The organism is Streptomyces sp. NPDC005281, from assembly GCF_040607495.1.
Taxonomy (GTDB): domain Bacteria; phylum Actinomycetota; class Actinomycetes; order Streptomycetales; family Streptomycetaceae; genus Streptomyces.
Genome location: NZ_JBEXGX010000057.1, coordinates 1 through 26022 on the forward strand (window position 1 = coordinate 1; position 26022 = coordinate 26022).

Consider the following 26022-nt stretch of genomic DNA (forward strand, 5'->3'; position numbering starts at 1 on the left):
ACCCGATAACTCAGACACGCGCCCAGACACCCGACCACCCCCTGGGACCACTACCCAGGAACCTACGCCCGAGGCCTAAAACAACGGCATTGGGCTTAGGGGGTGGCTCAGGGGAACTGGCCGCCACGGCGAACGGGGCCGCAAGCGTCAACTCGGAGACCGCATCAGTCGGCGAGCGAGGCCGCCCCGTGATGCGTCAGTGAATGCCGACCGCATCGAGCAGGGTGACGACGGTGGGTGCGATGAAGCCTGCCAGGCTGTCGGCTCCGATCCCGGCACGGGCGCTGGCGCCGTCGAAGACCAGGCTGAGCTGGCGGGCCAGCAGGTCGGGATCGCTCGCTCCGCCCTGTTCGGCCTCGGCACGAAAGAAGGCGGTCAGGTTGCCCTTGATTCGGCGCGCCACCTGGCTCGCAGGGTGGCTCTGATCCTTGAGTTCGATCTGAACGGACAGGTACCGGCAGCCCATGAACTCGGGTGCGCCTGCCTGCAATTCCACCTGTTCGAAGACATGCAGGATCCGCGCGCGAGGTGAGCGACCGTCGCCCGCTGCCGGCAGGAGCGTTGCGATGAAGGCGGAGGCGCCCCGCTCCAGGCTCGCCGCCAGCAGTTCGTCCTTGCTGTCGAACAGCTGGTACATGGAACGCTTCGACACCCCGGCCGTCTTGCACAGCGCATCGACACCGATGCCGACCCCGGCTCGGTAGGTGAGGTCGGCCGCCGCATCCAGCAGCCGCTCTCGGGAACTCGACTTCACCTCGGTGCTCATAGTGCGAGGTTAACCCCATTCCCATGAGATAGAAACCGATCGGTTTACTGCAGTCTGCCAAGGCGGCGGCCCTTTCGGGTTTCGCCTCGACGGGGACGCGCTGTAGCGCCGACGGCTGCGCCGACGTGGACGCCGATGCTGCACATGCGGTCGGCCGCATTCGGTACAGCGCCGGTCATCGGCGCGCATTCCGAACCTGCCGGACCGCTCGCAGGCCGGAGGCCATCACTGCAGTTGCCACCAGGAAACCGATCTGTTTTCCTATGTGGAAACAGATCGGTTTCCGGTCGGTCTTCGGCCGGTGACCAGCGATGAAGGGGACAATGTGACGACCGCCATCGATCGTGGAGCGCCGGGCTCCGGGAAAACAGACTCGGGCCGGCGCGGCTCACACGCCATGCGCTGGTGGGTGCTTGGCGTACTGGGTATGGCACAGCTCATGGTCACGCTCGATGCGACCGTGGTGAACATCGCACTGCCTGCAGCGCAGCACGACCTCGGTTTCAGCGACGGCAACCGGCAGTGGGTCATCACTGGTTACGCCCTGGCATTTGGCAGTCTGCTGCTGCTCGGCGGCCGCCTCGGGGACCTGTTCGGCCGGCGCACCACCTTCGTGACCGGCTTGAGCGGTTTCGCGGGCGCATCCGTCGTCGGCGGCGCGGCCGGGAGCTTCGAGATCCTCGTCGCGGCGCGCGTGGCCCAGGGGCTGTTCGCCGCGCTGCTCGCGCCCGCTGCCCTCTCCCTGCTCAGCGTGACCTTCACCCAGCGCTCCGAGAGGGTGAAAGCCTTCGGCATCTTCAGCGCGCTGGCCGGTGCGGGCGGCGCGGTCGGGCTGCTGCTCGGCGGCATGCTCACCGAATGGGCGTCGTGGCGCTGGGTGATGTACGTGAATGTCGTCTTCGCGGCCGTCGCGCTGGTCGGCGCCTTGCTGTTGCTGGCCAAGCCCGCGGTCGCCGAGCGGCCCAAGCTCGATATCCCGGGCACCATCACGGTGAGCGCCGCGCTGTTCGCCATCGTCTATGGGTTCGCGCACGTCGAATCCACCAGCTGGACCGACCCGGTCGTCCTCGCTTCCATGGTCGCTGGCGTGGTGTTGCTCGCGGTGTTCGTCTGGCTGGAGTCCTGGGTCGCGCATCCGCTGCTGCCGCTGCGCCTGGTGCTGGACCGGACCCGCGGGGGGTCGTTCCTGGCGGTGTTCGTCATCGGCATGGGAATGTTCTCGATCTTCCTGTTCCTGACCTACTACCTGGAGGCCAGCCTCGGCTACTCGCCGATCAAGACCGGTCTGGCGTTCCTGCCGATGGTTGGGGGCATCGTTCTCGCGTCGACCACAGGCCCCGTACTGTTGCTGCCCCGGGTCGGCCCGAAGGTCGTGATCAGCGCCAGCTTCCTGGTCGCCGCCACCGGCATGGCCTTCCTGACCCAGCTCGAGCTGGACAGCACCTACGCCGCGCACATCATGCCCGGCCTGATCCTGCTGGGCCTGGGCCTCGGCGGAGTGATGACCACCGCGTTCCAGGGCGCTACCGCAGGTGTGCACCACGAGGACTCGGGCGTCGCCTCCGCGCTGATCAACACCGGTCAGCAGGTGGGTGGTTCGATCAGCACGGCACTGCTGACGACCGTTGCCTCATCGGCCGCGACCGACTACCTGTCCTCGCACAAGCCCGGCGCGCTGACCGCGGCGCAGGCCGGGGTCGAGAGCTACACGGCCACCCTGGCGTGGGGCGCCGGGTTCTTCGTGGTCGGTGCGGTGCTCGCGGCGTTCCTGATCCCCAATACGGCTCTGGCGCCATCCGAGGGCGAGCCTGTGATCGCTCACTGAGCGACTCCGCCGGGGGCTTGGCCTGAGGCTGGAGCCTTCTGCTGCCGGGCGAGAGGAAGGGACCCTCCAACTTGACCGGATGCTGCCTCCGCTTTACTCTCGAATGAGTGCGGAGGCAGTCTCCGTTTTGTTGGTTCCGCAGGATCGTCTGAGGTGAGAGTGCGTATGAGCGCCAAGGAACAGCAGGGGCGTAAGCCCCGTGCGGACGTTCAGCGCAACCGCGAGGCCCTGCTGGAGGCGGCGCAGCGTCACTTCCTGCAGTACGGGGTCGGCACGTCCCTGGAGGCGGTGGCCAAGGAGGCGGGCGTCGGACCCGGCACGCTGTACCGGCACTTCCCGACCCGGGAGGCACTGCTGGCGGCCGTGCTGCAGACGCGTACCGAGGAGCTGATGGCCCGCCAGGCGGACATCGAGCAACTCGGCGACGCCGCCCAGGCGTTGGAGCAGTGGCTGCGGGCGCTGGAGGAGTACCTCAGCGCCTTCAGCGGGCTGCCGGAGCCTCTCATGGCCGCGGCCAGGGAGCTGGACCCGGACAACCCGCTCACCGTTTCCTGCGACGCGCTAACCAGCACCACCGATACGTACCTGCGCGCCGCGCAGCTCGCCGGTTACGCGCGTGCGCCGGTGCGGGGATTCGACTTGTTCCTCTCGGCCGTCTCGGTCGCCTGGATCAAGGGCACCGGCTACACCGACGAGGAGTCGCTCGACCGCCTGCGTGCGCTCTTCGAGAGCGGCTACCGCGAGGGGACCGGCCAGGTGTAGGCCACCGCCCGACCCTTTATCCCCGCTCGGCCGCGCCTCGCATGCGGCCGGCTGGTTCCAGCGTGCCCGCGATCGTGTGGCGCCGGTCGGCCACGACCGGTAGCCCGCCGCAATCCGTCACACGTGCCGCCCGTAGAGCAGCACGCCCTTCGAAAGGACAAATCGTGAAAATTACAGTTATTGGCGCTGGTGCGATCGGTGGCAACCTCGCCCGCAGGCTCAGCGCGGCCGGTCACGACGTACAGGTCGCGGACGCCCGAGGACCGGAGGCCGTACCGGCCGAGGTGCTGGAGTCCGGCGCCCGCGCAGAAGCCGTCGACGACGCGGTCCAGGGCCGGGACGTGATCATCCTGTCCATCCCGTTCGGGCGGGCCGGGGAGCTGGCCGGCCTGTTCGCCACGGTGCCGGACGAGACGGTGGTCATCGACACCTCGAACTACTACCCCCAGCTGGGCGGAAACATCGAGGCCGTGGACGCCGGGCAGGTGGAAAGCGTGTGGAACGTCGAGCAGTTGCGGCGCCCCGTGGTCAAGGCGTGGAACGCCGCGCTGGCCGGCACCCAGCAGACCCAGGGGCGTGTGGCGGGTACGCCGGGCCGGATCGCGATACCGGTGGCCGCCGACTCCGATCACGCACGGCGGGTGGCGATGCGTCTGGTGGACGACACCGGTTTCGACCCGTTCGACGCCGGGGTGCTCGCCGACTCCTGGCGCCAGCAGCCGGGCACGCCCGCGTACTGCACCGAGCTGGACCTCAAGGAACTTCAGGCGGCCCTCGCCGCGGCCGACCGGGACAAGGCGCCCGGCACGCGTGATCAGTTGATGGCGCGCTTCGCGGCCTTCACCTCCGCGCCCGCCCTTGAGGAGATCGTCGAGATGAACCGCTCCGCCCACCACTGACAGCACTGCTGCCGCCGCATCCGTGCGCGGAGTGATACACCGAAGGTCGCAGCGTCGGCCTGTCGCTCCTCGCACGGACGGGACGCGCCTGTCCTGTCCGCACCGCGCACTGCCCTGCGGATTCGGCGTACTGACACGAACCCGGAGCCCTCTCCTGCCCGCAGGAGTCCCACTTCGCCCCGAGGGGCGACCATGACGAGCCGACAGATGCTCCTGTGCATGCAGTTCACCAGCGGCTACGAAGTCGAACCCGGTGCCTGGCGGCTGCCCGGGGCGAACCTGTCCGCCTACACGGACATGGACCGGTTCGTGCGCTACGCCCAGGCCGCCGAGCGCGGCAAGATCCAGCTGCTGTTTTTCGCGGACACCCCGGTCCTGGACGTCGACCTGGAAGACCAGTCCCCGCACTTCCCCATCGACCCGCTGATCGTGATGACGTCGATCGCCCGCGCCACCGAGCGGATCGGCCCGGTCGCCACCGCCTCCACCACCTTCAACGAGCCCTACAACCTGGCTCGCCAGTTCAAGGCCCTGAACGTGATCAGCCACGGGAGGGCCGGCTGGAACGCGGTAACCATCTCCGATCCGGCCGCCGCCGCGAACTTCGGTCGCCGCGTTCCCGCGCGTGAGGAGAAGTACGAGCGCGCCCACGAGGTCGTCCAGATCGTGCAGGCACTGTGGGGCAGCTGGGAGAAGGGCGCCTGGATACGCGACGTGGCGGGCAAGCGGTTCGCCGACATGTGCAAGATCCTGCCGCTCAACCTGCAGGGCCACCACGTCGCCGCCCGCGGCCCGCTCCCGATCCCGCCTCCGAGCAGGGCCAGCCCGTCATCTTCCAGGTGGGCGGCGGCAGTTACGGCGTAGAGCTCGCAGGCCGGTACGCGGACGGCGTCTACGCCAACCCGTCCAGTACTTCCATCACGAGTGGACTATCCGAGTCCTCGATGAGGGCGTACTGCCCGTATCGGTACCTGTGGCGGCACCGCCGAGACGAGCCCCGAACGCGCCTTCGCCGCCGCGACCTTCATCAACCAGATCGGCAAAGGCCGCTCATTTCCGGGGCCGCATTGTTCTTCACCTGCTCCGTGGGCCTCCCGGTCGCCCAAGTCGCACGCGCCCTGAGCGCCGCCACGCTGATCGACTCGCAGCCGGCATCCCCGTGGGCCACTCGGCGACCGGCGCGGCCCGCGCGAGGTCTTCCGGTTCGCGGTCGTCGTGCAGGCCCTCGCCGTGGCGGGGCCGGTGTTCGTGCCCTCCGTTGCTTCGCTGATCGCCTCCTCGTGCGTGGCGGAGCTCGCCGTCCAGCCGTACAGGCTCTTCAGGAGTTCCGGGCACGCGGTTTCCCTCGGTTCTCCAGAAGAGCTCAACGGACCAACTCCGTCCAGCACGTTGACAGTTCATCACAAGCGCCCCACGATGACCGGGCGGTCACATGACCGCCCGGTCATATTCGAGAGGCCGGAATATGCGCAGGCATCGTGGAAGCCACTGTTCCCCCGGCAAGCACCGAAGCCTGGCAAGCGCGGCTAGAACGACAAGCACCCATCCCACAAAGAGAAGGTGATCTTGTGTTACGTCAACTCCTACGGGTATTGACCGCTCTGCTGCTCACCGCGGCAGCCGCATTGACCATGGCGCCGGCGGTCAGCGCACTCCCGGCCGCCACCACTGCCGCCGCCGACCCGTCGGCTGCGGGGCCCTTCGCCGTGGCCTACTCCGACGTGACCGTCTCGGCCTCCGGCAGGTCGTTCGGCGCACGGGTCTGGTACCCGGGCAGCGTGGCCGGGTCCAATGCTCCAGTGGCAACGGGCGTCCACCCCGGACTCGCCTTCGGGCACGGCTTCTTTCAGGGCATCACCCAGTACGAGAGCCTGCTCAAGCACTACGCGTCCTGGGGGTTCATCACCGTCACGCCCACATCGCAAGGGGGCCTCTTCCCCAGCCACTCCGCGTTCGCCGACGACCTGAACGCGTCCCTCACCTGGCTGACCGCCCAGGACACCACCAGCGGTTCCCGTTTCGCGGGGGCCGTCGACACCGATCGCCTCGGGGTCTCGGGTCACTCCATGGGCGGCGGTGCCGCGCTGCTCGCCGCCAGCCGCAACCCGGCGGTCAAGAGCGTGTCGACTCTCGCCGCGGCGGAGACCAATCCGTCCGCGGTCACGGCCTCCGGCACGCTGAAGGTGCCTGCCCAGTACGTCGGCGGCAGCGCCGACACGATCGCCGGCGTCAGTGGCAACCAGCAGAAGATGTACGCCGCCAAACAGGCCCCCGCCCAACTGCGCGTCATCACCGGGGGCTTTCACTGCGGCTTCGAGGACAGCTCCGGGTTCGGCTGCGACAGCGGCACCATCACCCGCGCGGCACAGCAGAAACTGACCCGAGGCATCACCACGTCCTACCTTCTCTACACACTCGGTGACGACACCTCGATGTACGACCAGGTATGGGGCTCGACCGCGCAGAACCTCGCGGGGGTCGTGTATTCCGCCAAGCCCTGACGCAATCGGTATCACCGCCGCCCCGACGAAGCGGACTGGTCGACCGGAAGGCGGCGTGGGCAGACGGAAGTGCCTGCCTACGCCGTCCATTCCACCCCCTCCTCAGCGAATGCTCCACACCTGGCTCGGCTGGGTACCGCCGCCGCCGAAACAACACCGGATCTGGATACGGGTGCCGACCGCCGTACCGCGGCCGCGACGCCCTGAAGACCTACGTCGAGGGCCGCGCGGGCAACTGCGGCGCTCTGTTCGAGCCCGGCGAACAGCTCAGCTCCTCCTACAGCGGCATGATCGTGACGACGCCTGTCGGAGGTGGCGACCGGCCGGACCTTCCCCGAACTGCTCAAGCTCGAGGTCTACACGCCGGTCGGCATGAAGGACTCCAGCACCTCGGCCGAGAAGGCCATCCTGCGCAGCACGGCGGTCGGCCGCTTCCAGGACCAAGACACCATGGCAGCCAGGCCCACCAGCATGTTCACGCTGCACGGCACCTGAGGTCCTTGCCGTGCTTGGACGAACGTCCGCCTCGAAGTGATGAGGCCGTGGGACGGGCTTGCGAATGACGATGTCCGAGCGGAACCGATGCGGAACTCATCGCGGCTTGGCCGATGTTCGCGCGGTTCCGCTGATCCCGGCTCAATCGCCGCCCTGATAGCCGTCCTCGACCGGCATCCGGAGCGCACCCGTCGGAGCGGCCGGGGATCAAGACTTCGAGAGCTCCGCCATCGCCAACTCGCGCCCCATTTAAGGGATATCGGCACCGAACCGACAGAGACTGATGCATCATGGACTTCGCATCACACAACAGACTGCATGGCAATGAGAAGGACATTTTGGATGTCCAGGCGTTTGTGCAGCCAGGCAGCGGCGTAGCGGACGACTCCGTCCGAACTGTGCGTCGGCGTCGGCGATCTCAAGGCCTGCGCGGCATGCTCGAAGAACATGGCAGGGGGGAAATGTCAGCAGTGAAGTCAGGGGTCAGGCGGCTCCTGGGACGTGCTGGATTCGACATCGTGCGCAGCACCGACAGCCGGGGCGGAGTGGACGACTTCATCCCGTTCGAGGCGACGATTCGGGCTGCGCAGGCAGCCGGTCTGTCGGTCGGTGACTACATCGACGAGATCATGAACGGGACGCCCGGCACCACCCAGTCCACCATCGAGGAGCTACGCGCCCTCGACGTGTTCACGGCCGACCCGAAAACGGTGCTGGAGGTCGGCCCGGGATCCGGACGGTACCTGGAGAAGACGCTGAAGGAGTGTTCCCCGGGCCGCTACGAGATCTACGAGACCGCACAACCTTGGGCCAACTACCTGGTGGACACATTCGGCGTGGTCTCTCAGCCGACCGCCGGATCCAGCCTCGCCCCGACACCCGACGGCAGCGTCGACCTCGTTCAGGCCCACAAGGTCTTCAACACCGTGACCTTCCTCTGCGCCTCCCGCTACTTCTTCGAGATGGCCCGGGTCACGCGGCCCGGTGGCCGGATCGTCTTCGACGTGATGACAGAGACCTGCCTGGGCCCCGCCACGGTACGTACCTGGGCGACGCAGGGCGGCACGGGGCACGACTCCTACCCAGCCGCCATGCCTCGCCGTACCTGCGTGGACCTCTTCGAGACGCTCGACTGCAGTCTGGAGGCCAGTTTCCTGGCCCAGATGGGCGTCGCATCCACCGAAGTGCTCGTCTTCAGAAAGAAGCCCTGACCGTCAGAGCACCGGCCGCGGAACCCACCGGCTTCGCGGCCACCGCGCGTGAGCTGCACCTGTTCTTCTCGCCAAGCTGTCAGGAGCTCGCGTAGTGCCAGGAGCGCTACGCACCGTGATGACGCTGCGCGGTCGCCTTGGTCGACGCGATGCAGGGCAACCGCACCTCCACCGGCGTCGCCCTCAACGACACTGCCCAAGAGGTCGGCTCCAGCACCGGTACCGACGTGATCGGCACCCTGATCGCCACGCTGGTCACCACCCAACTCCCCTCGGCACCCTGCACGGTGACCTCGTAGCATCGTTCTTCCACGACGAACGGATCATCTACGCCGTGCTCGCCGTCACAGTTGGATTGATCACGGCAGGCGGTGCACTGAGCCTCGCCGACTCCCGCACCATCGAGGAACATGCCGTCAAGTAATTCGTCTGCCGGCAGGATTCGACGACGGCGTGGATTACCCCGACACCAGCGGGACTTGGGCCGCCTCGGCAGGCGGAACCGGAACTCCGTTACCAGGTACCGGTGTTCACGCCCCGGCGACGCCCCCGCCGGCCCGCTCGACCGGAATCCACAATTGGGAGTCGGTCTCTGTGCCGATCTCCACCGGCCGCGTCAGCATGAGCTCCGGACCGGGCCGGGTCGTGTACAGGTTCGAGGGGAACCACTGCGTGAACACGTCTCGCCACAGCGCCTGGAGGGCGCTCGGATACGGCCCGTGGTTGTCGAAGACCGCCCAGGTCCCGGCCGGTACGTCTAGGACGTCGAGCTCCTCGGTGACCGTCCCGGGGCCGGTCACCACGCCGACCCAGTAGTCCGCATCGGCGCCCTCGTCGCGACTGTCGGTCAGGTACACCGCCGCCGACAGAACACCCTCCGGCTCCCCGTCGGCCACCCCCTTCATCCGTACGATCGCCTGCTCGTCCAAGCTCTCCAAGTGCGCCACGGCGGCCTCGTTGACCCCGTCGTGCACGAGGGGGACCCGGGCCTTCCTGCCGACGATCCGGAACTGCTCCTTCTCCACGATCCGGTACCGCATGGCCGCGCTCCCCTCGACGACGACACGGAAGGACATGCGCGGCTGTGCCGTGAGCACCGCACCCGTGCGCCTGGCCTCGCCCGGCCCGACACCGTGCACCGAACGGAACGCCCGGGCGAACGTCTCGCCCGAGCCGTACCCGTACCGCACCGCGACATCGAGCAGCGTCAGCTCCCCTGCCAGCACGTCAGCCCCGGCGAGCGTCATCCGTCGGCGCCGCACGTAGACCGGGAGCGGCATCCCTGCGAGCGCGGAGAACAGCCGCCGGAAGTGGTACTCCGACACTGCCGCGATCCGGGCCACCTCGGCCATGTCGAGCTCCTTGTCGAGGCAGGCCTCCAGGTGGTCCAGCGCCTCATTCAGCCGCTCCAGCACGCGTGTCCGCCTTCCTTGCCATGTCCCCGACCGCCTGTCTCGCCGTAGGAACGCCCACGTGGCCGAACAACCTCAAGCGCCGCAGCGGCCGACACCCGGCCGGGATCGGGGCACAAGCCGGAGTCACTCGCTGCCACGGCCCCCTCGGTAGTCAGCGCCTTGGTCTGGGGTGCCGACGGGACGGTCGTGCCGTACATGCTCGGCGAGTGCTGCCGGATACTCCTCGTGGGACCAGCTGCCGATGCGGTCGGCCGTGGGAACGGTTCGGTCGGGCCGCCGGCCAACCGCCGAGCGTAGACAGGAGCGGTCCGCTGACGGACCGACCGGGGGCTGCCCTGCTGTCCGGCTGCCTTACCAAAGTAGAAAAGAATTCGACCGCGCCCCGCCCGACAAAACCAGCGCGGGAATTGTCGGGCAGAAAGCCCTGGCGTTACCTGAGGCTTACACCCATGACTGATATTAAGGGATATTGCGATCCGCGGTTCATCTCGGTCCGTGAGGCACTTGCCGCTCTGCTCGGCAAGGACGACGTGGGCGCCTCGGCAGCCGTCTACGTCGACGGCGAGCCGGTGGCGGACCTCTGGGGCGGGTACGCCGATGCGAACCGCTCCATCAGCTGGGAACGCGACACCCTCATCGGGGTGAACTCGACGACCAAGAACATGGTCGCCCTGTGTGCGCTGATGCTGGCCGACCGGGGCGAGCTCGATCTGTCCGCGCCGGTCGCCGCCTACTGGCCCGAGTTCGCCGCGTCCGGCAAGGAGAACGTGCTGGTGCGGCAGGTTCTGTCGCACACCGCTGGGCTTCCGGCCCTGTCCGGGCCGACGACGGTCGAAGGGCTCTACACCTGGGAGAGCGTGACGGCGGGGCTCGCCGCGCAGGCGCCCGAATGGGAGCCGGGGACCGCGGCCGGTTATCACGCGCTTACCTTCGGATTCCTTGTCGGTGAGATCGTCCGCCGGATCACCGGCCGTGGTCTCGGCGAATTCTTCGCCGAAGAGGTGGCCAAACCGCTGGGCGCGGATTTCCACATCGGGCTCTCCGCCGACCACGACCACCGCCTCGCGCCGCTCATCCCGCCACCCTCACTCACCGACGACTACGCCGCCACCGCACCGCCGAGGCCGGATGGCACACGCCGGGAGAACACCGGCGTCGCGATCCGGGTCAAGGACGCCAACTCCGTCGCCTGGCGCCGTGCTCAGATCCCCGCTGTGAATGGTTTCGGCAACGCTCGCTCCGTCGCCCTCGTCCAGTCGGTACTGGCGAACCAGGGTTCGGCCGGCGGCGTACGACTCCTGTCCCTCCAGGGTTGCGAGCCCGCGTGGCAGGAGGCGTTTCGCGGCGAGGACCGCGTGCTGGGGGTACCGATGTCTTGGACCACGGGCTTCGCCAAGTTCGGCAACACCTTCGGCTGGGGCGGCTGGGGTGGCTCACTGGTCGTGAGCGATCCCAGCTCACGCATGACGGTGGCCTACGCCATGAACCAGATGATCGACCGGGACCGGCAGGACGACCACCGCGGCATGGAGATCGTGATGGCCGCCTACAGCGGCCTGCACTGACAGCGCGACGAGGGCACGGCCCAGGCCCACCTGGGCTGTCCCCGTTGCTTGTCATCAGGGGAGCTCGGCGGCCATGTTGACGCACACATTGACGGACGCATCGACGGACATCCCTTGATCATGTTGATCACACCGAGCTGTCCTGAACCGTGGTTGTCCCGGCCGGACGACCTCCGTGATCGGGTCCATCCGTGAGACGGCGCCGCAACCGCTCCTGGGTACCGGGCCGCGAACGATGAGTGCGGCCAATCAGGCCAGGAAACCCTCACGGCCGACGATGAAAGTCAACGACGAAGGTCCAGATCGTCGAGACTCGGAGACCGAACATGCTCAGCCGCCTCGCCGACGTCCTGGTGCCCGCCGTCGGCCACCTCGCGGTCACCACCGCGCGGGCGCCGAACTCGCCCTCGACAGCATCGTCGCCGCGAACCACACCTCGCGCGCCGGCTCCCCCATCGTGCTCACCGCGCTGCACCGCCTCGAGGCTCGTCCGATTGTCATGGCGACTGCCGGACTGTGGCGCATTCCGGTCCTCGGGCGCGCGCTCACCCGCGAGTGGCACATCCCGGTCCAGCGTGGCGACCGACGCGCAGCAGACGCCTTGGGCAGAGCCGCGGACTCCCTGGAGCGCGGGCGCCCGGTTCCGATGCACGCCGAGGGTGGTCTCCCCCACCGCGCGACGGTGGGGCCGTCGGGGCCAGGGTCCAGGAGCGTTCGAGGTCGGTGGCCTGGATACGGGCGACGGGGAAGCCGCGTTCGACGAGCGCGACGACGGTGTCGTCGAGCGTCCATGTGACGTAGCCGGAAGGCCAGTCGGCGGTTGCGTACCGGAGGTTCAGCTCGATGCGTGCCACGGAGTCTGGGATCTCTTCGAGAAGAGAATCGATGTCCGCGAGAGAGATCTCGGCGGCCTCGGTCGCGGCCATCACCTTACGGTCGGCCGGTTGCGCATGGCTCTGCTTCATCCGTCGCCGGCTGACTCGATGCCGTCGGCGCCCGGGGCTGCATCCGCAATCGGACAGCTTGACGCTGACCGACGTCGTCCACGTGGGGCAGCGACCGACTCCTGGACACGGTCAGCCCCAGCCGAGGCGGAAGTCATGTCTCCCCTTGCACTTCCACGACGATCCGCTCCCCGTCCCAGAGGAGCGTGGCTCCCGGCCCCGCGATGATCGCTGCGTCGTCGCCGCGCACGATGACGTACCCCTCGGGTCCCGCGATGGCTCGGTAGCCGTGCTGCCGGCACCAGCGTTCGGGGATGTCGATGAGCATCTTCCAGCTGATGGTGATCCTGTTGGGGTCGGCCGCCTCGCGGTTGCACACCATGCGCCGGAACAGTTGCGCAGTCTTCAGGAGCGCACGTCGGTCCCGTCGCCACGACCGCAGGCCGGCCGCTTCGCTCTCGTAGTCCTGGGCGAGGTCGAACAGCTTCCCGCTCATGGCGCCCATCCCACGACCGTATGGTCCGGATGCCCTGCGAACAGCTGGGCGAGCATGCGAAGCGCGACCTCGACAAAGGACCCGCGGAGTTTTCTGAGCACGGTCTGCTCCAACTCGACTGCGGCCGGATTGGTCACCCGGACCGCCATTCTTCCTCCATTGTGATGCGGTCGCAGTCGCCGCATGACGGCCAGGTATTCGGCGAACAGCGGCACCATCGCCCGCTAGCCCGGTGACCAGGGAGAGCGGCCTCCCTGTCAGACCCGCACTGTACGGTCCGGCCTCATGGCTGAGAGACCGACGACGAACTGGTGCAGGGGCGTAGCCGCGGAAACGGCGAAGCTTGCCGCAGGCACTCTGGACCCCGACTGTGCATGCATGGTCGACCTGTACCCCGATGAGCTTCTGTCGGCAACCGATGCTGTCCTGGACGCATTCGAGGCCGAGCTGCCCACACTCGCCGGAGGAGACGACAAGCAGGTCTTCGCCGTAGTCGAGCGCGTCGTGTTGGCTCTGAACGCGGTGAACGAAGCCCACGACGAATGCGCCTTCGAGACTGGTGAGCGCGAGCAGCTCTGCCTCTACATCGACGAGGCTTTCACCGAGCAAGGAATCGACGTCGCGGCCCTGACCGCCAGGCACGGACTCGGCCGGCACGAGCTCACTGATCAGTGGAGGGACTGGTGAACAGCCCATCACCGTGAGAGGTCAGGCTGCTGTGGCCCGTCTCAGTTTCCGGCTCATTCAGCGCCGTTCGCGATCGAGGACGTCAGTGCCCAGACCAAGGGGAACTTCAGATACTCCGACCGATGAACGCACGATGAGGGCCCCACCGGTCTGTGCCGGTGGGGCCCTCATCGTGCGTTCAAGACAGGCGGACGCCCTCAGAGTGCGAGCGGGGCGGGGCCGCCGAGCAGGGACGAGGCGTTCTGGAGCGGGCTGAGCGCGCGCGGGGGTGCGGCTGCCGCCGGAGTGCGGCAGGTGAAGCCGAGCCGGGCCATGGCCCTGGTCACTTCGCCGCTCGTGAAGTCGCGGCGGTCCTGGCGGGTGACGACCTCTCCGACCTGCTTGACGGGATAGTGGCAACGGCCGATGATCACGGACTCGCCCGTGATCGGCTCGGGCTTGATCCCCTTCATCGACTCCAGCACTCCACTCTTCGTGAGGTCGAACGGAAAGCGGGCGATTACACAGCGCATGAAGCCTCACAGGTAGCGGGAGAGTGCCGGCGGGGCCGGGCCGGACGGCCGGGGACGGACGGGCGGACCCTCAGCAGGAGAGGGCGAGAGCGCCAGGGGCGCGGCGGAGCCGGAGGACATCGCGCAGACGGATCCGGTCCGTGTACGCGGAACCGTCGCGGATCATGGTGAGCTGGGCCTCGGTGACCGAGTCCGTGTGCTGATCGTCCTCGTCGCACACGAGGAGACACCCGACACGGGCGCCCGCCATCACGGCCAGAGCAACCTCGACGGTCATGTCGCCCCCTACCCGCGGCCCGGATGTGCCACCGGGGTCGGCGAGGACGGCCGGGAGGGTGCCTACGGAACACGGCTGCGTCTGAGCGAGCGCCAAAAGGTGCCTCCTGCGGGGTGGGTGTGGTGTGGAGCGTGGCGACCTGTCTTCGTTACGCAGTCACCGGTGAGCGGGGACCGGAGACCGGCGTGCCGGGGGTCCGAGTTGCCGGGCCGCGGCCCGGCAACTCGACCACTGCCGAAGACCCGACTACTGCTGGGCGGAGCCGCGCGTGGCGGTACCGGTGGACCGGCCCTGGCCGGAGCGGCCGCGCCGGCCCCGGGAGGAGGCGGACGGGCTACGGCGAGGACGTTCCGCCACCGGCGCGCGGATGACGACCGGCACGCCCGAGGGAGCCTGGGCGCCCGTGATGCGGTTCAGCTCTTCCTCACCTGAACGCACCTGGCTGGTCTGCGGGGTGATGCCGGCGGCCATCATCAGCCGGCTCATGTCGCGGCGCTGGTTGGGCATCACCAGGGTCACGACGCTGCCGGACTCGCCGGCACGGGCCGTACGGCCGCCACGGTGCAGATAGTCCTTGGGGTCGGTGGGCGGATCGACGTTGACCACGAGGTCCAGCTGGTCGACATGGATGCCGCGCGCCGCGACATTGGTCGCCACCAGGACCGTCACATGCCCGGTCTTGAACTGTGCCAGGGTCCGGGTGCGCTGCGGCTGGGACTTGCCGCCGTGCAGGGACGCGGCGCGGACCCCGCTGTTCAGCAGGTGCTCGGTCAGCCGGTCCACCGCGTGCTTGGTGTCCAGGAACATGATCACCCTGCCGTCGCGGGCCGCGATCTCGGTGGTCGTGCGGGTCTTGTCCGCGGCCTGCACGTGGAGCACATGGTGCTCCATCGTCGTGACCGCTCCCGCAGACGGGTCTACGGAATGGACCACCGGGTCGGCCAGGTAGCGGCGGACCAGCAGATCGACGTTGCGGTCCAGGGTGGCGGAGAAGAGCATGCGCTGCCCGTCCGGGCGCACCTGGTCGAGCAACGCCGTGACCTGCGGCATGAAGCCCATGTCGGCCATCTGATCGGCCTCGTCGAGGACGGTGATGGCGACCTGGTCCAGGCGGCAGTCGCCCCGCTCGATGAGGTCCTTGAGCCTGCCCGGGGTCGCGACGACGACTTCCGCCCCGCCGCGCAGAGCACCGGCCTGCCTGCCGATCGACATGCCGCCGACGACCGTGGTCATCCGCAGCCGCAGGGAACGGGCGTACGGGGTGAGCGCGTCGGTGACCTGCTGCGCCAGTTCCCGGGTCGGTACGAGGACCAGGGCCAGCGGCAGTCGCGGCTCCGCGCGCTGTCCGGCGGTGCGGGCCAGCATCGCGAGGCCGAAGGCCAGGGTCTTGCCCGAGCCGGTGCGGCCCCTGCCGAGTACGTCCCGGCCCGCCAGCGTGTTCGGCAGGGTCGCCGCCTGGATCGGGAAGGGGACGGACACGCCTTCGTGGCCGAGCGCCGCCAGCAAAGGTGCCGGCAGGGCGAGGTCGGCGAACGCCTCTACGGCCGGCAGAGCGGGCGTGGTCGTCACCGGCAGTGCGAACTCGCCCTGTAGTGAGCCCTGTTGACGTCCGTATCCCTTCGACCGGGCGGGAGCGCCGGACCGGCCGGTGGAGACGGCCCCGAAGCGACTGCCGCCCCTTCGGGTGCCGGCGCCCTCCGTGCGGGTGCGGGAGCGGCTGAAGCGATCGTTCGTACGCGTGCGGTTCATGCGGAACCTTCCTTGAACGGGCACGTATCAAGGAATTCCCGCAGCGAATGAGCAGCGCAGAGAATTGCGAGAACGAGCCGAATGAAATTCAGCACCGAATCGAGGGTGAAGAATTCTCACAGGACGTGACGCCTGAGAAGCGGCGGCATCCCGGAAGCAGTGGGAATAGCAGGTGAAGAAAAAGGGAGGTCGTAAAACGACCCGTAACGAGCGTCGAACCGGAAACCGGACGAGGCCGACCGGATCGGGCCGACGTGCCCCAGGAGCGGATCACGCGCAGATCAGGCGTCGACCGGGCGTGTGATCCGGATCGGCGTCGACGTCAGGAAGTCGAGAAAATGAGGCGGACCCGACACTCGGAACCCGGAAGTGCGATCGCGGGTCGAACGCGCCGGGCGCTGCCCAGGACTGCCGGGGCGTCTGCGCCGTACGCCGAAAAAGCGGCGAGCTGGGGCCCGCACCCCAAGGTGCGGGCCCCAGCTGCGCCGTGCGTGCCGGTGTCAGGCGGGAACGATGTTCTCCGCCGTCGGGCCCTTCTGGCCCTGCGCGATGTCGAAGGACACCTTCTGGCCTTCCTGGAGCTCACGGAAGCCGGAGCTGGCGATGTTCGAGTAGTGGGCGAAGACGTCGGCGCCGCCGCCGTCCTGCTCGATGAAGCCGAAGCCCTTTTCCGCGTTGAACCACTTCACGGTGCCAGTAGCCATGTCAAATCTCCTTCGGGACGGTGCCGGGTTCCACACTGTGCGGATCCCGCGTCGCCGCGATGATTGCCCCGCCGGAAAAATGAATGACCGGAAATACAAAAGAACTCCACCCGTAAGAACAGGGAGGACGTTCGCAAGTTTTTTGGGAACCACAACTGCAACTGCCATCGACAGTAGCACGGCACGATCGATCGTGCCGTGCTACAAATCTCACCACGCCTGCCGATCAAGAAATTCTCAGCGCGCCCGGCGCCGATTTCTCACCTCGCTGCGACAGATATCGGCTGGCTCGGATGACAGCATTTCTGCGATTGAAGCAGCGTTCGGCGACGTTGCGTCGGCGGTAGATGTGCCGGTCGGATGCCGGTGGCCGGCCGCCGCGCGTGCCGCGGTTGTGGCGGTGTCGCTGCTGGTCGTTCCTCTCCGGGATGGTGCACGCGATGCCGCGTTTCCGCAGGTAGGCGCGGACGCCCCAGGAGGTGTAGGCCTTGTCGGCGATGACTTGATCACGCCTGGCAGCGCGGGCGGCCAAGGCGCGCGGAACCGATGGCGGAGTCGATCTATCGCCGCCCCGTCCTCGCCGGTGGCGGTAAGCGGTGGCGGTGCCGCGGAGGAAGGCACCGTCCAGGCGTCGCAGCCCAGATCATCGATGAGGAGTCGGCTCTTGGGGGCGCCGCTCAGGCAGACCTGCCGTCGCACCGTTCGCCGTCAGTCGTCCATCGCCTGGTAGACGGCGGTCCAGAGGTCGTGCCACATCGGCAGTCTCTGGTCTCCGGCGTGCGCCCGCTGCATGACGAAGATCGCCGTCATGTTCTCAGCGGGATCGTTGTACCAGGCCGTGTCGTACTTGCCCGGCCATCCCTAGTGCTGTGACCGGGAAGGTTCACCAGGTTGGGCCGCACTGATTACTCCCTCCGGCTCAGATGGGATCCGAGGGCGCAGCCCATGATGGCGATTCTTGGAAAAACGACCAACGTTGCCCCTCGCCTCACTTGATCTGGTTATCAACGGCTCGGGATGATTGGCATGCGTGATGCTGACGGCGATCCGGTGTTGCCTGGTCGATCAGGTACGAGGGTGCGTCCCGGCCCTGCTCACGGCTGTTCGGTGCTGAATTGGGGCAGCCCTACGCCTCCGCGGGGGTGGTCGGTCGTGTCGCATATCGGTGGCGCATGGCGTCGCTGGCTGCAGGACCTGCGGTGAAGACGTAGGTGTCGCTGTCGTCGAGCCGGCGGCCCGTCTTGGCGTCAACGACGACGGGCTCGACTTCCTCGCCGCTGTGCGCGTCGATGAGGATCATGCTGCGTTCGGCCGGTGTGAGGCGGGAGTTACCCCACGCGGCCAGGGCGACGACCACCGGTCGCAGGGAGCGCCCGAGTTCGGTGAGGACGTACTCGTGGCGTACGGGGTTGGTCTGGTAGGGCCGGCGCTCCAGTAGTCCGTCGGCGACGAGGGTTTTCAGCCGGGTGGTGAGCATGCTGGAGGAGATCCCCAGACTCTCCTGGAACTGGTCGAAGCGCGTGTAGCCGTCGAAAGCGTCGTGGAGGATCAACAGCGTCCACCACTCGCCTACGTGTTCCACCGTCGTGGACAGTGGGCACTCCCGGTCCTCCAGCCTGATCCGGCTTGCCATGGCGGCCATCCCCTCGGTTACTGCTAAAGTCGAAGTTAGTAGCTTCTATTTTAGCAGTAATGACGGGAGCGGTGCCTTCTGCGCCCGCACCCGGGAACGGAGCACACCGTGACCACATCCATCAGCGAATCCCTCGAAGGCCGACGCGCTCTGGTCACCGGCGGCACCAAGGGCACCGGAGCCGCCATCGCCCGACGTCTCGCCCAGGCTGGCGCGACCGTGCTGGTCACGGCCCGCAGCCGCCCCGATGACGTCGAGGAGAAGGCGTTCATCACCGCCGACCTGTCCACCGCCCAGGGCGCAGCCCATGTAGCCGCCGAGGCGGACGCCCGCGTGGGAGGCGTGGACATCCTGGTCAACACCCTCGGCGGGTCCGAGTCGCCGGCTGGAGGGTTCGCCGCGCTCGGCGAGGACGACTGGGCCAGGGAGCTGAACACGAACCTGCTGGCCGCCGTCCGCCTGGACCGCGCACTCCTGCCGCACATGATCGCCACAGGTAAGGGCGTGATCGTGCATGTCACCTCTATCCAGCGCCGCATGCCGCTGTGGAACGCCACCCTGGCCTACGCAGCCGCCAAGGCCGCCCTGACCACCTACAGCAAGGGTCTGGCCAACGAGGTCGCCCCGCACGGTGTCCGCGTCAACACCGTCTCACCCGGTTTCGTGCAGACCTCGGCCGCCGACAACCTCGTCGCCCGGATCGCCCACGACGCAGACATCACGCAGGAAGCGGCGCTGGGCCGGCTCATGGACTCCCTGGGCGGCATCCCGCTGGGCCGTCCCAACCGGCCCGAGGAAGTCGCCGAGCTCGTCGCCTTCCTCGTCTCGGACCGCGCCTCGGCCATCGTCGGCGCCGAACACGTCATCGACGGCGGCACCACCCCCACCGTTTGAACCCGCCACCACCCCAAGGAGCGTCATGCACGACAACCAGCCCCGAACCAGCAGCCCGGACACCCTGCCCGAGGTGATCACCCGCTATCTGACAGCGCACCGCGCCCACGACATTGCCACCGCAATCACGGCGTTCACCCGCGAAGCCACAGTGATCGACGACGGCAACACCTACGAGGGCACCCAGGCGATCGGGAAGTGGCTCGACCGATCGGCCACCGAATTCACCTACACCATCCACCTCACCGGCGCCCAGCAGACCGACGCAACCCGCTACACCGCCACCCACCACCTCGAGGGCAACTTCCCCGGCGGGAGCATCGATCTGCGTTACCAGTTCACACTCCGCGACGGTCTCATCGAACGCCTCGTCATCGAACCCTGAGTCCCTGCCGGCGCCACCCGTTGCCGCCTCAGGCGAGAAGTCCCGATCGCCCCGTTATCTCGGTGACTCACCTTCCTGCCAGGTCAGACCGCCACTCGGGTCTATCAGGAATTAGGTGTGGTTCGTCTGTTTGGCCTACAGGTTCTTCGGTGGGCTGATCGGCTCACACTCGTCCGGCGGTTATGCGGCCGTCGAAGAGGACGTCGAACTCGTTGAGGGCGGACTTCCAGCGGTTGTTCCAGCGCTGGCGGCCGCGCCCGGTGGGGTCGAGAGCGAGGGTGGCGAGGTAGAGCCGCTTGAGGGCGGCCTGTTCGTTGGGGAAGTGTCCGCATGCCTGGGCCGCGCGCCGGTAGCGGGCGTTGAGGGACTCGATGGCGTTGGTGGTGTAGACGACCTGGCGGATCGCGTCGGGCAGCCCGAGGAAGGGCACGAATTCGCTCCAGGCCCGCTCCCAGGTTCCGGCGATCGACGGGTAGCGCTTGCCCCACTTGTCGTCGAAGTCGGCCAGCCGCTGACGGGCCTGGTCCTCGTTGACGGCCGTGTAGACGGGCTTGAGGTCACGGGCGAGCTCGGCCCAGTCGCGGCGAGAGGCATAGCGCAGGCTCGCGCGGATGAGGTGGACCACGCAGGTCTGCACGACAGTTCGCGGCCAGACGGTGCTGACCGCGTCGGGCAGCGCGCTCAACCCGTCGCAGACCAGCATCAGCACGTCGCGGACACCTCTGTTCTTGATCTCGGTCAGGACGGTCTGCCAGTACTTCGCGCCCTCGCCCCCGTCGCCGGCCCACAGACCGAGGATTTCCCGGTATCCGTCGGCGGTGACCGCGATGGCCACGTAGATCGGCCTGTTCGCCACGTGCCCGTCGCGGACCTTGACGTGCACGGCATCGATGAAGACGACCGGGTAGACCGCGTCCAGCGGGCGGGTGCGCCATTCCGCCATCGACTCCAGGGCCTTGATGCTCCTATCGTTAGTCAAGCGGCGGCGAGCCAGTTGCGGTAGGTGTCGGCGAACGCGTCGTCGCGGCGAAGTCCGCGCTCGATGTTGGAGATGACGGCGGGCCAGACTCCCATGTGGTTCGCCGCGGCGGTGAGCGTGATGTTCTTGGCCTGGCGGGCGGGCCTGAGATCCGCGATCTCCGGGACCTCGACCATCGTGGTCAGAAGGCGGAAGATCTCCCGGGCGATGGCGCGTTTGAGGAGCCGGATGATCTCCTTCTTCGTCCGGCCAGCGTGGGTTTGACGCTTCACATAGTCGCGGGTGCGCTGATCACGGCGCATGCGGCAGAGCGCGATGCGGTAGAGGGCTCCGTTCGCGGCGCGGTCACCGCCGCGTGAGAGCCGGTGGCGGTTGGTCTTGCCGCTCGAGGCCGGCACCGGTGCGGCCCCGCACAGCGCGGCGAAGGACGCTTCGGTGCGCAGGCGTGCGGGGTTGTCACCGGCGGTGACCAGCAGCTGCGCAGCAGTGTCCGGGCCGACGCCGTGGGCGGCGCGCAGGCCGGGGTTGAGCCGCGTGACCAGGGTGTCCAACTCTGCTGTCAAGGCGTCGTGTTCGGCGGTCAGATTCTTGACACGGTGTGCGAGCACGCGCAGAGCGGTCAGGATCGGGGCGTGGACGGGGTCGCTGCTGATGCGGAGCCGGACCAGGGCGTCGATGCGCCTGTCACCGCGTAGCACCTCGTACTTCGTGCGGATGCTGTCGGGTGCGCTGATGAGGATGTGTCCGATCTGGTTCAGCGCCGCCGTACGGGCCTTGATCGCGGACCGTGCCGCGTTGTGCAGGGCCCGGATCCCGGTGACGGCATCGCCCTTGGGGACGCTACTGGCTCGGCCGGAGACCACCGCGCGGGCGGCGGCGTAGGCGTCAATGGGATCGGATTTTCCGATCCGGCGGCGCTCGGCCTTGTCCGGCCGGTTGACCTCGATCACGGTCAGGCCGGCCTGGCGGGCCGCGCGGGTGAACCCCGAACCGTAGGACGAGGTGCCCTCCACGCCGACGGCGGCAACAGTGCCGTGAGCGGCCAGGAAGGCCAGAGCAGCTGTGTATCCGGCGGCCGTTGTGGGGAACTCGGCATCGGCGAGCTGCCCACCGCGGTCGGTCACCACGGCGACGTGGATGGTGTCGGCGTGGGAGTCCACACCGCCGATGACGTCGTGTTCGGAAACTGCTGCGGTGTCCGTTCCTGTCATGCTGGAGATGCCTTCCTGACCGGAGGTGGCTCCAGCCGGGTGGGGCAGACAGGACAGTGATGGGGCCTCTGGCCAGGCTCCTATGAGGTCATGATCCACCCGGCCGGGGCCTCGGGAACGGGCCCCGGCAGTCGGACAGACCAAGGCGAAGACAGTCCAGCAGGACGTCAGTCAGTGATCGAGTCACGACCACCGGGAACCCGCGTACCACTATCACTGTCCGTGATGGTGGAGATGGTCTCTTTCGTTGTCGTCATGCCGTACGTCTGCGCGAGGTGCGAGACGATCTCCCCGGAGGTCAGGCCCTTCGCGGTCAGCGAGATCACCAGATCGTCCAACGCACCCGTCCGGCGGGAGTACTTGGGCAGCATCCGGGGCTGGAAGGTGCCCAGCCGATCGCGTGGGATCTGCACCGTGACGGTGCCGACCTCTGTCATCACCTTCTTGTTCCGGTAGCCGTTGCGCGTGTTGCCGCCCGACCGCGAGCCCCGTCCGCCGGCCCGGCCGGCCTCGGCGGCCAGGTGCTCATCCATCTCGGCCTCCAGAGCGGCCTGCATCAGGTGCTGGGCCAGCTCGGGCAGCAGACCGCCTTCGCCCATCAGCCGCAGCCCGTCTCCGCGGACTTTCTCGGCCGCGAGCGCGGCCAGCTCCTCCAGCAGCTCGCTGGACAGACCGTTCTGCGACACCGGCATCAACTTCACGTCGGCACCCTCAGCGCTCGCGCCTACCTTGGCAAGCGACACGCTGTCCACGGACTCGATCAGGTGATCAGTCGTCGTACTCATCAGGTGACTCCTTCGAGGAGATCCACACCTGATTCATGACACTCCCCGCCACTCGCAGGGACCGTCCGCCCCAGCGGATGCCTTTCTCGCTGCGGATGCGGGCGCGTTCCTTGCGTTCGGCGGCCAGGACGTCGCGGTGGCGAGCGTTGGCGTTGCGCCACCGCAGGTAGGCGTGCAGGGCCCGGGTCTGCACGGTGTGGTTGGGGTGGTGGGAGTTGGCGATGGTGAACTGCCGCAGTGGTCCGAAGTGCGCCTCGATCGGGTTGGCCCACGAGGCGTAGGTCGGGGTGAAGCACAGCTCGACCTTGTGTTTCCTTGCCCAGCGACGGACGTCGGCGCCCTTGTGGGCGGACAGGTTGTCCATGATCACGTAGATCGGCGCGCCGTCGGGCCGGGCAGCCCGGATCGACTTCAGCGCGGCCAGCGTGTTCGCGGCACCTTTCCTGCGGTGGTTGACGCCCCACAGGGTGTCGTCACCGATCGAGTAGCAGCCGTGGAAATAGCGCACCCCGTGGGTGCGGTGGTAGGTGGCGGGCAGCCGATCGGGGCGGCACTGTGCGGCCCAGCCGGAGCCCGCGACGGGTCTGATCCCGAGCGGGCCGAACTCGTCGAACGCGAAGACCCGGTCCGGGAAACGGTCCAGCACTTCCTCGATCCGGTCTAGTTTCGCCTCCCGCTCGGGGTCCGGGGACTCCTTCCACGTCTTGGTGCGCTGGAAGGTGACACCACGGCGGGCGAGCAGGCCGCGTAATGCCTCGCGGCCGATGCGGATGATCTGGCCGTGGACTTTGCGCAGGTAGGCGACGAGTTTTCGCAGGGACCAGCGGGTGAAGGGCTGGCCGAGCTTGGTCGGGCGGGTGGTGGCCGTCGCCACGACGAAGTCCTCGTCGTCAGGGCTGAGTCGGCGGGGACGGCCTCCCGCCCACCGAGGGTCCAGGCAGGCCAGGCCGATCTCGTTGAACCGGTGGATCACATCCCGGACGGTGTCCTCATCGGCCTGTACCAGTTGGGCGATCACCGGCGCCCGGTTGCCGCCGGCCGAGGCCAGCAGCATCATCGCGCGCCGGTAGCGAACTGAGCTGGTGCTGCCACGGCGCACGATCTGCTGCAGCTTCTGCCCCTCCTGGTCGGTCAGTCTGCGCACACGGACAGGCTCGGCCACCGCGCCTCCAGCGGTCGGATCGGACGTCACCGCACATCCAACCGTCACGATCACCAAACCGGCGAACCTATGTGGTCACAGCACTAGCTCCCGACCGAGGGGCCCAGGTGCGTACGGCGGGTGCGGACCGAAATCCCGAACCCCCAGCCCGTGGTGTCGAAGTAGCCCGGCCAGAATCCGGAGACCGCCTTCTGAGGCGGAGTCAGGTGGTCGCTCGTCATCAACGTCACCGCAGGCCGCGACAGCACCCGCCCACCGGGAGAGCCGCCGCCCGCGAGCAGGGCGGAGGCGAAGGCGAGGTAGTCCTCGGCCGTCGATACGAGCCCGCCGCCGCCTCCTTCGAAAACGGGTGGCCGGCTCCAACGACCGTCGAGGCCGTCCTCGACGACCGGCGCGCCACCTACGTCGTTGCCACGCTCGTACGCCGTCGCCAGCCGGTCGATGCTCGCCTCCGCAACGCTGAAGCCGGTGTCCTTCATGCCGAGCGGGTCGCAGATCCGCTCGCGCAAGGCGTCCCCGAACGACATGCCCGTCGCCCGGACGATGAGCACGCCGGTCACGTCGGCGGCGGTCTCGTCCTCCAGCCGACCTTGGACACCGGCGTGCAGGCGCTGGTCACGGCTGCTCTCAGCCGACTCGCCAGGACGACCGGCTGACCGCCGCCTGTGCCGCGGCTACGGCGAAAGAATGGCGACGGCGCTGGACCAGCCCAGGCCGAGCCGCTCCTGGCACGCCATGTGGAGGAACTGGAACCCTTCGAGTTCCCTCGCGCGGCGCAGGGGTCCGACATCCAGTGGGCGCATGCCGCCGGAGGTGACGACCGAGGCCACGGTCTCCTTGGCAGACTCGTCATCGCCCGCGACGAAGACATCCAGGGGCCGGCCGGCGACGGCACCGGAGCCCAGCGGGCCGGCGAAGGTCGTGTTGAACGCCTTGACGACGCGCGCGTCGGGTACGGCCGCGGCAATCTCCTCGGCCGCCGAGGTACCGGGTGGTACGGCGAGTGAGTCGAAGGTACTGAAATCCACGGGGTTGGAGATGTCGACCACGACCTTGCCGGACAGGGCGGCGCTCAGCGTGGAGGCCACGTCACGCCCTGCGGGATAGGGCAGGGCGAGCACCACGACATCCGCGGCCGCCGCGTCCTCCAGGCTCACCGCCCGCACGTCCGCCCCGTCCACCGCACCTGTCAGGGTCGCGGCCAGGTCTTCCGCCTTGCCCTCGTTGCGATCGTGCAGTCGGAGGGTGTGACCGCCCGACAGCACCCTTGTACCGATCCCGCGGGCCATGTTCCCCGTCCCGACGATACTGATGATCATTTACCGCTCCCAGGTGAGCCGACGTGTCTCGCTCCACGCTCACATCCGCAGGCAAGCCGCGCCATCGCCCACCGCTGTCCGGGGGTAGGCGCGGTGGTCCGTCCTGGAACACTGCCGTACGTCGGCCTCGTAACCGGCCGACGTACGACGTCCCTCCGTCGGCGCCGGCCTCGTCAGGAGCCGCTGGGCCGGTCGCCGTCCCGGTACGCGCGGAGCCCGGCCATGTCGCGTCGGGCGCCGTCGCTGTCGTGAACGGCAGGACCAGCCGGGAGGGGTGTGCGGCGTCGCGGTAGATCTTGTGGGTGACGGGGCGGCCCACCGGCAGGTGGAACGCGTCCGGCGGCAGCAGCGCGTTGTGCGCGTCGGCGAGCGGCTCGTCGTTCGACAGCTCCGCCACCAGACGGTGACCCGACAGGCAGGTGGCCGCGAACGGATAGAGCCGCAGCACGTGCTCCTCGGTCTTCCCGGGCTCCACCGGCACGGCGCGGGTGTGTGGGTGGTACGGGTCGCCCTCGGTGGTGCGTTCCTCGTCGAGTTCCCGGTGGGAGGCCTTGAGGTAGCCGCTGGTGATCAGCTGTCGGCCGCCGCCGGGAGCCTCGTCCCACAGACGCAGAATGAAGTTGGTGTCCTCCTGGTCGATCTCGGCGAACAGGTGTGCCGCGCCGCTGCCGATCAGCTCGGTGGGCTTCTCGAACGGCTCGGTGCTCCACCGGAGCACCTCGACCTTGTCGGTGACGGTGAGCGGCGCCTGTTGACATCCTCGCCCACCTAAAGGAGGGCGATTCCCGCCTGCCGCGCTGTTGTCGGGCGCGGCTTCGGGTGGGTTCCTGTTTCATCGCGCTGCGC

At 68.2% G+C, this 26022-nt stretch carries 23 protein-coding genes and 6 pseudogenes; 13 read left to right on the forward strand and 16 right to left on the reverse strand.

Features of this window, described 5'->3' with window-relative positions; all coding sequences use genetic code 11:
- Positions 1 to 196: 196 nt before the first annotated feature.
- Complete coding sequence (locus tag ABZV42_RS40020) at positions 197 to 766, reverse strand: TetR/AcrR family transcriptional regulator (protein ID WP_355990750.1); 570 nt, start codon at positions 764 to 766, stop codon at positions 197 to 199.
- Positions 767 to 1091: 325 nt separating this feature from the next.
- On the opposite strand from ABZV42_RS40020, the gene ABZV42_RS40025 reads away from it, so the two are divergent.
- The 8 genes and pseudogenes from ABZV42_RS40025 to ABZV42_RS40060 all read left to right on the forward strand — a co-directional run.
- Entirely contained in the window at positions 1092 to 2591 is a 1500-nt protein-coding gene (locus tag ABZV42_RS40025) for an MFS transporter (RefSeq protein ID WP_356057125.1), read from the forward strand.
- 165 nt (positions 2592 to 2756) lie between these two features.
- Complete coding sequence (locus tag ABZV42_RS40030; protein ID WP_355990756.1) at positions 2757 to 3353, forward strand: TetR/AcrR family transcriptional regulator; 597 nt, start codon at positions 2757 to 2759, stop codon at positions 3351 to 3353.
- 164 nt (positions 3354 to 3517) lie between these two features.
- Positions 3518 to 4252, forward strand: coding sequence for an NAD(P)-binding domain-containing protein (locus ABZV42_RS40035; RefSeq protein WP_355990758.1), 735 nt, complete (start codon positions 3518 to 3520; stop codon positions 4250 to 4252).
- A gap of 192 nt (positions 4253 to 4444) precedes the next feature.
- Complete coding sequence (locus ABZV42_RS40040) at positions 4445 to 5116, forward strand: LLM class flavin-dependent oxidoreductase (protein WP_355990761.1); 672 nt, start codon at positions 4445 to 4447, stop codon at positions 5114 to 5116.
- 704 nt (positions 5117 to 5820) lie between these two features.
- Entirely contained in the window at positions 5821 to 6753 is a 933-nt protein-coding gene (locus ABZV42_RS40045; protein ID WP_355990764.1) for a dienelactone hydrolase family protein, read from the forward strand.
- A 312-nt stretch (positions 6754 to 7065) separates the two neighbouring features.
- Entirely contained in the window at positions 7066 to 7248 is a 183-nt protein-coding gene (locus ABZV42_RS40050; RefSeq protein ID WP_355990766.1) for a hypothetical protein, read from the forward strand.
- A 461-nt stretch (positions 7249 to 7709) separates the two neighbouring features.
- Entirely contained in the window at positions 7710 to 8459 is a 750-nt protein-coding gene (locus tag ABZV42_RS40055; protein WP_356057127.1) for a methyltransferase domain-containing protein, read from the forward strand.
- Positions 8460 to 8565: 106 nt separating this feature from the next.
- Positions 8566 to 8883, forward strand: a pseudogene (locus tag ABZV42_RS40060) (tetracycline resistance MFS efflux pump); the annotation flags it as partial.
- A 106-nt stretch (positions 8884 to 8989) separates the two neighbouring features.
- On the opposite strand, the gene ABZV42_RS40065 reads toward ABZV42_RS40060, so the two are convergent.
- Positions 8990 to 9874, reverse strand: coding sequence for an AraC family transcriptional regulator (locus ABZV42_RS40065; protein ID WP_355990769.1), 885 nt, complete (start codon positions 9872 to 9874; stop codon positions 8990 to 8992).
- Between the two features lie 449 nt (positions 9875 to 10323).
- On the opposite strand from ABZV42_RS40065, the gene ABZV42_RS40070 reads away from it, so the two are divergent.
- Positions 10324 to 11439 (forward strand): serine hydrolase domain-containing protein, encoded by a 1116-nt coding sequence (locus ABZV42_RS40070; RefSeq protein WP_356057128.1) that lies wholly within the window; start codon positions 10324 to 10326, stop codon positions 11437 to 11439.
- Positions 11440 to 11765: 326 nt separating this feature from the next.
- Positions 11766 to 12115, forward strand: a pseudogene (locus tag ABZV42_RS40075) (1-acyl-sn-glycerol-3-phosphate acyltransferase); the annotation flags it as partial.
- A gap of 422 nt (positions 12116 to 12537) precedes the next feature.
- On the opposite strand, the gene ABZV42_RS40080 reads toward ABZV42_RS40075, so the two are convergent.
- Complete coding sequence (locus tag ABZV42_RS40080) at positions 12538 to 12888, reverse strand: hypothetical protein (protein ID WP_355990773.1); 351 nt, start codon at positions 12886 to 12888, stop codon at positions 12538 to 12540.
- 276 nt (positions 12889 to 13164) lie between these two features.
- Between ABZV42_RS40080 and ABZV42_RS40085 the strand changes: the two genes are divergently transcribed.
- Positions 13165 to 13566 carry a hypothetical protein gene (locus ABZV42_RS40085; protein WP_355990775.1) on the forward strand — a complete coding sequence of 134 codons (402 nt, stop codon included), beginning with the start codon at positions 13165 to 13167 and terminating at the stop codon, positions 13564 to 13566.
- Between the two features lie 197 nt (positions 13567 to 13763).
- Here the strand turns inward: ABZV42_RS40085 and ABZV42_RS40090 are convergent, their stop codons facing one another.
- The 6 genes and pseudogenes from ABZV42_RS40090 to ABZV42_RS40115 all read right to left on the reverse strand — a co-directional run bounded on the left by ABZV42_RS40090 (position 13764) and on the right by ABZV42_RS40115 (position 18441).
- Positions 13764 to 14078 carry an SCO5918 family protein gene (locus tag ABZV42_RS40090; protein WP_355990777.1) on the reverse strand — a complete coding sequence of 105 codons (315 nt, stop codon included), beginning with the start codon at positions 14076 to 14078 and terminating at the stop codon, positions 13764 to 13766.
- 70 nt (positions 14079 to 14148) lie between these two features.
- The gene (locus ABZV42_RS40095; protein WP_355990779.1) at positions 14149 to 14355 is read right to left on the reverse strand and encodes a hypothetical protein; all 207 of its coding nucleotides are present in this window, start codon (positions 14353 to 14355) and stop codon (positions 14149 to 14151) included.
- A gap of 246 nt (positions 14356 to 14601) precedes the next feature.
- On the reverse strand, positions 14602 to 16104 hold the full coding sequence (locus ABZV42_RS40100; protein WP_355991819.1) for a DEAD/DEAH box helicase: 1503 nt from the start codon (positions 16102 to 16104) through the stop codon (positions 14602 to 14604).
- Between the two features lie 500 nt (positions 16105 to 16604).
- A complete protein-coding gene (locus tag ABZV42_RS40105; protein WP_355991821.1) occupies positions 16605 to 16808 on the reverse strand; it encodes a cold-shock protein in 204 nt (67 codons plus the stop codon).
- Positions 16809 to 17115: 307 nt separating this feature from the next.
- Positions 17116 to 17372, reverse strand: a pseudogene (locus tag ABZV42_RS40110) (IS5/IS1182 family transposase); the annotation flags it as partial.
- 562 nt (positions 17373 to 17934) lie between these two features.
- A complete protein-coding gene (locus ABZV42_RS40115; protein WP_238577255.1) occupies positions 17935 to 18441 on the reverse strand; it encodes a helix-turn-helix domain-containing protein in 507 nt (168 codons plus the stop codon).
- A gap of 108 nt (positions 18442 to 18549) precedes the next feature.
- Between ABZV42_RS40115 and ABZV42_RS40120 the strand changes: the two genes are divergently transcribed.
- Entirely contained in the window at positions 18550 to 19335 is a 786-nt protein-coding gene (locus ABZV42_RS40120) for an SDR family oxidoreductase (RefSeq protein WP_355991824.1), read from the forward strand.
- A 25-nt stretch (positions 19336 to 19360) separates the two neighbouring features.
- Entirely contained in the window at positions 19361 to 19720 is a 360-nt protein-coding gene (locus tag ABZV42_RS40125) for a nuclear transport factor 2 family protein (protein ID WP_354778369.1), read from the forward strand.
- Between the two features lie 163 nt (positions 19721 to 19883).
- Here ABZV42_RS40125 and ABZV42_RS40130 read toward each other — a convergent pair.
- The 7 genes and pseudogenes from ABZV42_RS40130 to ABZV42_RS40160 all read right to left on the reverse strand — a co-directional run.
- Positions 19884 to 20672 (reverse strand): annotated as a pseudogene (locus ABZV42_RS40130) (IS256 family transposase); the annotation flags it as partial.
- Between the two features lie 23 nt (positions 20673 to 20695).
- Positions 20696 to 21910, reverse strand: coding sequence for an IS110 family transposase (locus ABZV42_RS40135; protein ID WP_356057129.1), 1215 nt, complete (start codon positions 21908 to 21910; stop codon positions 20696 to 20698).
- A gap of 167 nt (positions 21911 to 22077) precedes the next feature.
- Positions 22078 to 22695, reverse strand: coding sequence for a transposase (locus tag ABZV42_RS40140; protein ID WP_356057131.1), 618 nt, complete (start codon positions 22693 to 22695; stop codon positions 22078 to 22080).
- Between the two features lie 61 nt (positions 22696 to 22756).
- Positions 22757 to 23857, reverse strand: a pseudogene (locus ABZV42_RS40145) (IS630 family transposase); the annotation flags it as partial.
- An 83-nt stretch (positions 23858 to 23940) separates the two neighbouring features.
- On the reverse strand, positions 23941 to 24417 hold the full coding sequence (locus ABZV42_RS40150) for a serine hydrolase domain-containing protein (protein ID WP_355991975.1): 477 nt from the start codon (positions 24415 to 24417) through the stop codon (positions 23941 to 23943).
- Between the two features lie 114 nt (positions 24418 to 24531).
- Complete coding sequence (locus ABZV42_RS40155) at positions 24532 to 25176, reverse strand: NAD(P)-binding domain-containing protein (protein WP_355991977.1); 645 nt, start codon at positions 25174 to 25176, stop codon at positions 24532 to 24534.
- Positions 25177 to 25498: 322 nt separating this feature from the next.
- Positions 25499 to 25894: pseudogene (locus tag ABZV42_RS40160) on the reverse strand (CocE/NonD family hydrolase C-terminal non-catalytic domain-containing protein); the annotation flags it as partial.
- Positions 25895 to 26022 lie beyond the last annotated feature (128 nt).